This window comes from Exiguobacterium sp. s149 (genome assembly GCF_018618395.1).
GTDB lineage: Bacteria > Bacillota > Bacilli > Exiguobacteriales > Exiguobacteriaceae > Exiguobacterium > Exiguobacterium chiriqhucha.
The window spans coordinates 302,571-308,570 of the sequence record NZ_JACSLZ010000004.1 but is presented as its reverse complement, the minus strand read 5'-3'; the positions used below and the strand labels follow the sequence as shown (position 1 = coordinate 308,570).

At 50.7% G+C, this 6,000-nt stretch carries 7 protein-coding genes; 6 read left to right on the top strand and 1 reads right to left on the bottom strand.

The genetic code is table 11. The features are described from left to right. Positions 1–282 precede the first annotated feature (282 nt). A complete protein-coding gene (locus KNP81_RS08205) occupies positions 283–792 on the bottom strand; it encodes a hypothetical protein (protein ID WP_214719570.1) in 510 nt (169 codons plus the stop codon). Between the two features lie 179 nt (positions 793–971). Here KNP81_RS08205 and KNP81_RS08200 point away from each other — a divergent pair, with 179 nt between their 5' ends. The 6 genes from KNP81_RS08200 to minD all read left to right on the top strand — a co-directional run bounded on the left by KNP81_RS08200 (position 972) and on the right by minD (position 5,987). Continuing rightward, positions 972–1,808, top strand: a complete 837-nt coding sequence (locus KNP81_RS08200) for a DUF2785 domain-containing protein (protein ID WP_214719569.1) — start codon at positions 972–974, stop codon at positions 1,806–1,808. A 204-nt stretch (positions 1,809–2,012) separates the two neighbouring features. Next, the gene (locus tag KNP81_RS08195; protein WP_021066877.1) at positions 2,013–3,050 is read left to right on the top strand and encodes a rod shape-determining protein; all 1,038 of its coding nucleotides are present in this window, start codon (positions 2,013–2,015) and stop codon (positions 3,048–3,050) included. Between the two features lie 13 nt (positions 3,051–3,063). Next, positions 3,064–3,954: a rod shape-determining protein MreC gene (gene mreC, locus KNP81_RS08190; protein WP_021066878.1), complete on the top strand. Its 891-nt coding sequence runs from the start codon at positions 3,064–3,066 to the stop codon at positions 3,952–3,954. A gap of 1 nt (position 3,955) precedes the next feature. Continuing rightward, the gene (mreD, locus tag KNP81_RS08185) at positions 3,956–4,450 is read left to right on the top strand and encodes a rod shape-determining protein MreD (RefSeq protein ID WP_052013683.1); all 495 of its coding nucleotides are present in this window, start codon (positions 3,956–3,958) and stop codon (positions 4,448–4,450) included. A gap of 5 nt (positions 4,451–4,455) precedes the next feature. After that, positions 4,456–5,124, top strand: a complete 669-nt coding sequence (locus KNP81_RS08180; RefSeq protein ID WP_251026138.1) for a septum site-determining protein MinC — start codon at positions 4,456–4,458, stop codon at positions 5,122–5,124. A gap of 5 nt (positions 5,125–5,129) precedes the next feature. Next, a complete protein-coding gene (gene minD, locus KNP81_RS08175; protein WP_021066881.1) occupies positions 5,130–5,987 on the top strand; it encodes a septum site-determining protein MinD in 858 nt (285 codons plus the stop codon). Positions 5,988–6,000: the final 13 nt, after the last annotated feature.

Genomic DNA, 6,000 nt, shown 5'->3' with positions numbered 1-6,000 from the left:
ACGCAAAAACACCTCCGATGCTAGCACTTTTTTTAAGTGTACCACTGCGAAGGTGTTTTTATATTGTCTCAAAAATTTAGGTTAGCCCAATCCGCGTCTGCTTTTTTGTTTAAAACATCGTTCTCCCTAACGCTTTGTCTCCGACGTATCCTGTCAAGTTGCCTTCTGCCATGTAGGTTTAGAACGCTCTTCTACATTCGGATACAACAACACCTCACAAACGTTGGATATTCGTGTCCAACGTTCATGTGGTAGCTCACGGTCGGTGGTTCTGGCTTGTTCTCATGTATTCGATGACGTACTCGAAACGGCCGACCTACGCCGAGTCCGTATGACATACATGATCGCAATCGCTGCGGTCATCAACATGTACATCACAAACGTATTTACGTTGAAGAGCTGATTGCTCATATATGTATGTTTAATACCCGTTACCCTATCGAGATAGAGCGGGTCGGAGATCTTATATTCTCGTTCAATGACCACTTGTTGGACGTACTCTTTACGCTCGTGAAAATCATCGACCTGCTGTTCATAGATGAAAAACAAAGCGGTCCCGATGATGAACAACAGAGGGAGTAATATACGGGAATTAAAGTTGAAAAACTTCATCACTTTGATCCAATCATTCATGATGAACAGTGCAAGGAGCAACAGGATAGGAATAAACAACAACGCAGGGTTAACATTCCCAGAAATCTGAACCGGCTCAACCGTCGACAGATTTCCAAGATAAAATGCGAGTGAAGTAAGCACAATCCGACTTAGAGCGAATAACCATTGTTTAATCATAGGTTCTCCTCTTAACTGAAATTTATCAACCACACCTAACATGAATTATAGAAGATAATCAGCCTACGTCATATACATATTTTGGTTGTTGTCAGTCCATTACAGGAATCGTTCCACCGGTGTCGAACACGGAGAGTATACGGTTCTATACGACCTACGAAGAGGGAATGTGATCAGATATGAATGAGGAAACTGTCTATCAGGAACGGGATTTGAAGTTGATGTTGACGGACATCAAGGACGGGACGGTTCGGTTACAAGAATTAGATGAGGAGCGGGTCATCCAATCGATGCTCCATCATATCGGATCGACGGATGCGGAGCTTCGAGATCAGTTGATTTACACGTTATTCTATCGATTCATCATCGAAGACGAGCAACTGACGAACGAACAACTGACTGATTTATTCAATACGACGCTCAAATATCATTTGTTCCACGGCATCGGAGAGACGGCATCCGATACCGTCTTCACGCGGGCGTTCTCGACGTTATTGATCGCCTTGATTTTGTATCAAGACCGCCAGCAAAGGTTTTTATCGGAACCGAATCTCGAGATGTTGAAAGCGAAGCTCCTGGCATATCTCGATTGTGAAATCGATACGAGAGGGTACGTGCCCACAAAAGGTTGGGCCCATGCGATCGCCCATGTGGCCGATGCCTTCGACGAGCTCGCTTTGCATCCGCACCTCGACGAGACGGAGTTCGTTGAGATCCTCGAGGCGTTGTGGGACAAAGTGATGTTTCCGACCGTTTATTTGCACGATGAGGATGAGCGATTGCTGAATCCCATCTTCGCCTTGCTAGAGCGCGGAATGGACGAGCACGAAATCGTCGTTCTATTAGACGGCCTGCCGGCTCAACTGAGCGCACAAAAACAGCAACTCGAGCCCGAGCATTATTGGCACGTCGTCCACAACATGAAAACGTTTCTAAAGAGCTTCTTCGTGAAATTGTACGATGCAAACCGACCGATGCTTCAAACCGCCGTATTCGAGACGTTAAAGCAGATTTGACGAGAACCCGTAAAAATCTAGGCAGGCGCTTTCACGTGCTTGCTTTTTGATTTGCGTTTTTGTCGAAAAGAAGGCACACTAATATACGGTGAGACAGGACTGAGATGAACGTTATTGTAAATAACCTGTAATCGAATGAACGTTTTCAAACATGATTTTTCCGTTATAATAAAAAATAGTGTAACCAAGAGAGGAGCAGCACGTATGTTTCGTAGTTTTAACCGAGAAATCGGAATCGACCTTGGAACGGCAAATACGCTCGTTTATGTAAAAGGTCAAGGCATCGTTGTTCGTGAACCGTCCGTAGTGGCGTTCCGTACAGATACAGGTAGAATTGAGGCCGTGGGTAACCAGGCCAAGGATATGATTGGACGTACGCCGGGTAACGTCACGGCACGCCGTCCAATGAAAGATGGGGTTATCGCTGATTTTGAAACGACAGCGACGATGATCAAATACTTCATGGAGCAAGCTCAGAAGTCGAAGAGCGGTTTGTTTTCATCGAAGACGAACGTCATGATCTGTGTGCCAAGCGGCATCACGTCAGTTGAAAAACGTGCCGTAGAAGACGCAGCCAAGCAAGCAGGCGCGCGTGAAGCGTACACGATTGAAGAACCGTTCGCGGCAGCAATCGGTGCCGGTCTCCCAGTTTGGGAACCGACAGGCTCGATGGTCGTGGATATCGGTGGCGGTACGACGGAAGTCGCAGTGATTTCACTCGGCGGCATCGTGACGAGCCAATCGATTCGTGTCGGCGGTGACGAAATGGATGACGCCATTATTCGTTACATCAAAAACAAATATAACCTCATGATCGGGGAGCGGACGTCAGAGACGCTCAAGATGGAAGTCGGTTCGGCTCGCATCGACGCTTCGAACGAAAATGAGAAAATGGAAATCCGTGGTCGAGATCTCGTGACCGGTCTTCCGAAACAAATCGAAGTCTCGGCTGCTGAAGTGTGTGAAGCACTCTCGGATACGGTCGAAGCGATCCTCGCGGGCGTGAAACAAACGCTCGAGCAGACGCCACCGGAACTTGCGGCTGACGTCATGGACCGCGGCATCGTCCTCACAGGCGGTGGAGCACTCCTTAAAAACTTGGATGACGTGATCTCGGACGAGACACACATCCCGACACTCGTCGCGGATGAGCCGCTCGATTGCGTCGCCATCGGGACAGGAAAATCTCTTGAAATGATGGACGTCCTCCGTTCAAAATCAGGCATCTCGTCGCGTCGATGAGTGGTGACACACGATGAGCCGGTTCGTACGGAATAAAAAGCTCATCATCACGCTGATCGGTATCATCTTATTCGTAGTGATTTTAGGGGTTTCGATTCGAGGACGGTCGGAATCCGCTTGGTACCAAGACGTCACGCGTGATGTGGTCGGAACGTTCCAACGGGTGTTCACGGTGCCGATCGGCTGGATGGACAGTACCGTGTCCTCGATTTCGAACGTACGCGATATTTATGAAGAGAACCGTCAATTGAAACAACATTTGACGAAATACGCGGAAGTGTCGGTCGAAGCCGATGACCTGCGCCGTGAGAACGAAGAATTGCGGCAAATGGTCGAGGCGGCCGATACATCGCTCCGTGACTTCGATTTGATTCCCGCCGAAGTGATCGGGCGCACGCCGAACGACTGGCAGCGCTATGTGACGATCAACGTCGGGGAAGAGCGCGGTGTCGAGAAAGGCATGGCCGTCACGGCCGCTGGCGGCATGGTCGGTCGCGTCATTCAAACGAGCGCCTACACGTCGCAAGTGCAACTCCTCTCGGACAACAACCGGACGAACAATGTCTCGGCCGTCGTCAAGGACGAGGACGGCAAAGCGACGTACGGGACGATTGACGGCTTCGACAGCGAGACGAACGAGCTCTTCTTCACGAAGGTCTCGAACAGCGTCAAGTTGAAAGAAGGCGAGATCGTGTCGACGTCAGGTCTCGGTGGCCGTTATCCGGCCGGTCTTGTCATCGGAACGGTCGAGTCGATCGAGACGGATGAATATGGCGTATCTCAAGTCGCCCGCATCAAACCAGAAGCGGACTTCAATGAGTTCTCGCAAATGTTCGTCATCAATCGAACGCTCGACGAACCGTTCTTGACGGGTCCCGAGGAAGGAGGAGCAGCGGGTGAGTAACATGAAAGTGTTCATCGCCCTGTTCCTCCTCTTTCTTATTGAAGGGACATGGGCCGCCATCTTCTCATGGCACTATGTGACGCCGTTCTTGTATTTGACATTGATCGGCTTGATGTACGTCGGTTTGTATGGTCGCTTCGAGGCGGCGTTCGGATTCGGACTCGTCTTTGGACTGTTGTATGACATCGTCTATACCGACTTGCTCGGAATTTACTTATTTACTTTTTCACTCATTCCTCTCTTAGTCAGCTTCGTGTTAAAATATATAGGTGAGAACTTCTTCTCGGTCGTCATCACGTTCACGTTCATGATTCTCGTGTTTTCCTTCGGGATCTTTAGCGTCATGACGGCGGTCGGTGGGACGACCATGACCATTCAAACACTATTAGTTGAACAGATTCCAGGGACGCTCGTCGCCAACGCTGTCGCCATCGCATTGTTATACGTGCCGATGACCCGATACGTGGCGCCGCGACCTGTAGCGAAAAGAGGGTAGCCATGATGGAGCGTAAACGACATATTACGATAAAAGGACATCGCAACGGTATTGCAATCCACTTCAATCCACGGAGTGGCATCGATGAGGTGCTCGGAGAGCTTGAGGCCACGTTACAAGAAATGGAGCCGCCCTCTGGGAAGATTGCACTCAAATTGCACGCGGGTACTCGTTATGTAGACGAGGAGCTGTCACGTCAAATTCGTGAAGTCGTCGCTCGTCATGGCGTTTTTTATATCGAGGAGCTATCGAGCGAGGTCATGTTGACCGAAGAAGCGAAAGCGACCTACGGCAAAAAGACGTTCCACTACCATAGCGGGACGATTCGAAGCGGACAAGTGCTCGATTTCGATGGCTCGGTGCTCATTATCGGGGACATCAACCCGGGGTCCGAGGTTCGGGCGACGGGAAGTATCTATTGTTTAGGGACGATACGAGGAAATGTGCGTGCCGGTGTCGAAGGATGGGAGGAAGCGGTCATCACCGCCAGTCTGCTCCATCCGAAGTTTTTAGCGATCGGTGAACACGTGCTTGCGTCGGACGACGGCGAAGAGCTTCCGGAGATCGAGATGGGATGCGCATATCAGACGAATCAGGGAATTGAAATGACGCGTCTCCGTCAAGTCATGACTGGGCTGAAAGACGCATATGCAATGGAATTACAGAGAGGGTGAGTTTGATGGAGCAAGTAGTAGAGCCTGTACATACAGCGAAAGAAGTGAAGAAAGGTCGGTCCATCGTCGTGACGTCTGGGAAAGGTGGCGTCGGGAAGACGACCACGACCGCGAACCTCGGGACCGGCCTCGCATTGTCTGGTCACTCGGTCTGTCTCGTCGATACGGATATCGGTCTTCGTAACCTCGACATCATCTTAGGACTCGACAACCGCAGCATCTATAACCTCGTCGACGTCATCAACGGCCAATGCAAATTGCATCAGGCGCTCGTCCGTGACAAGCGGTTCGAAGAGATGTATCTCTTGCCTGCGGCCCAGTCGAAAGACAAGACATCGGTCCAACCGGAGCAAGTGAAAGAAATCATCGACCAGTTGAAGACAGAATATGATTTCGTGTTAATCGATTGCCCGGCCGGTATCGAGCAAGGCTTCATGAACGCCATCGCCGGCGCCGATGAGGCCGTCGTCGTGACGACGCCTGAGAAGGCGGCCGTTCAGGACGCGGACCGAATCATCGGGATGCTCGAGCAAGCGGAACATGTCGCTGCGCCGAAATTGATCGTCAACCGCGTCAAGAACCACCTCGTCGAATCAGGCGACATGCTCGACATCGATGACATCATGCGTATCTTGTCGATCGACCTGCTCGGCGTCGTCGTCGACGATGAAGAAGTCATCGCCGCCGCCAACCGTGGGGTGCCAGTCACGATGAACCCGGACAACAACGCCGGACAAGCGTACCGTAACATCACGCGCCGCATTCTCGGCGAGTCGGTGCCGCTCATGTCGATTCAGACCGAACAAAAACCGGTCGGCTTCTGGACGCGGCTCATGATGAAATTTGGAATGAAAAAAGCCTAAGGCAACGAAAGTT

Coding starts and splice junctions, on each gene's coding strand:
- minD (WP_021066881.1), top strand. CDS start 5,130: ATGGAGCAAGTAGTAGAGCCTGTACATACAGCGAAAGAAGTGAAGAAA.
- KNP81_RS08205 (WP_214719570.1), bottom strand. CDS start 792: ATGATTAAACAATGGTTATTCGCTCTAAGTCGGATTGTGCTTACTTCA.
- mreD (WP_052013683.1), top strand. CDS start 3,956: ATGAAAGTGTTCATCGCCCTGTTCCTCCTCTTTCTTATTGAAGGGACA.
- mreC (WP_021066878.1), top strand. CDS start 3,064: ATGAGCCGGTTCGTACGGAATAAAAAGCTCATCATCACGCTGATCGGT.
- KNP81_RS08180 (WP_251026138.1), top strand. CDS start 4,456: ATGGAGCGTAAACGACATATTACGATAAAAGGACATCGCAACGGTATT.
- KNP81_RS08195 (WP_021066877.1), top strand. CDS start 2,013: ATGTTTCGTAGTTTTAACCGAGAAATCGGAATCGACCTTGGAACGGCA.
- KNP81_RS08200 (WP_214719569.1), top strand. CDS start 972: ATGAATGAGGAAACTGTCTATCAGGAACGGGATTTGAAGTTGATGTTG.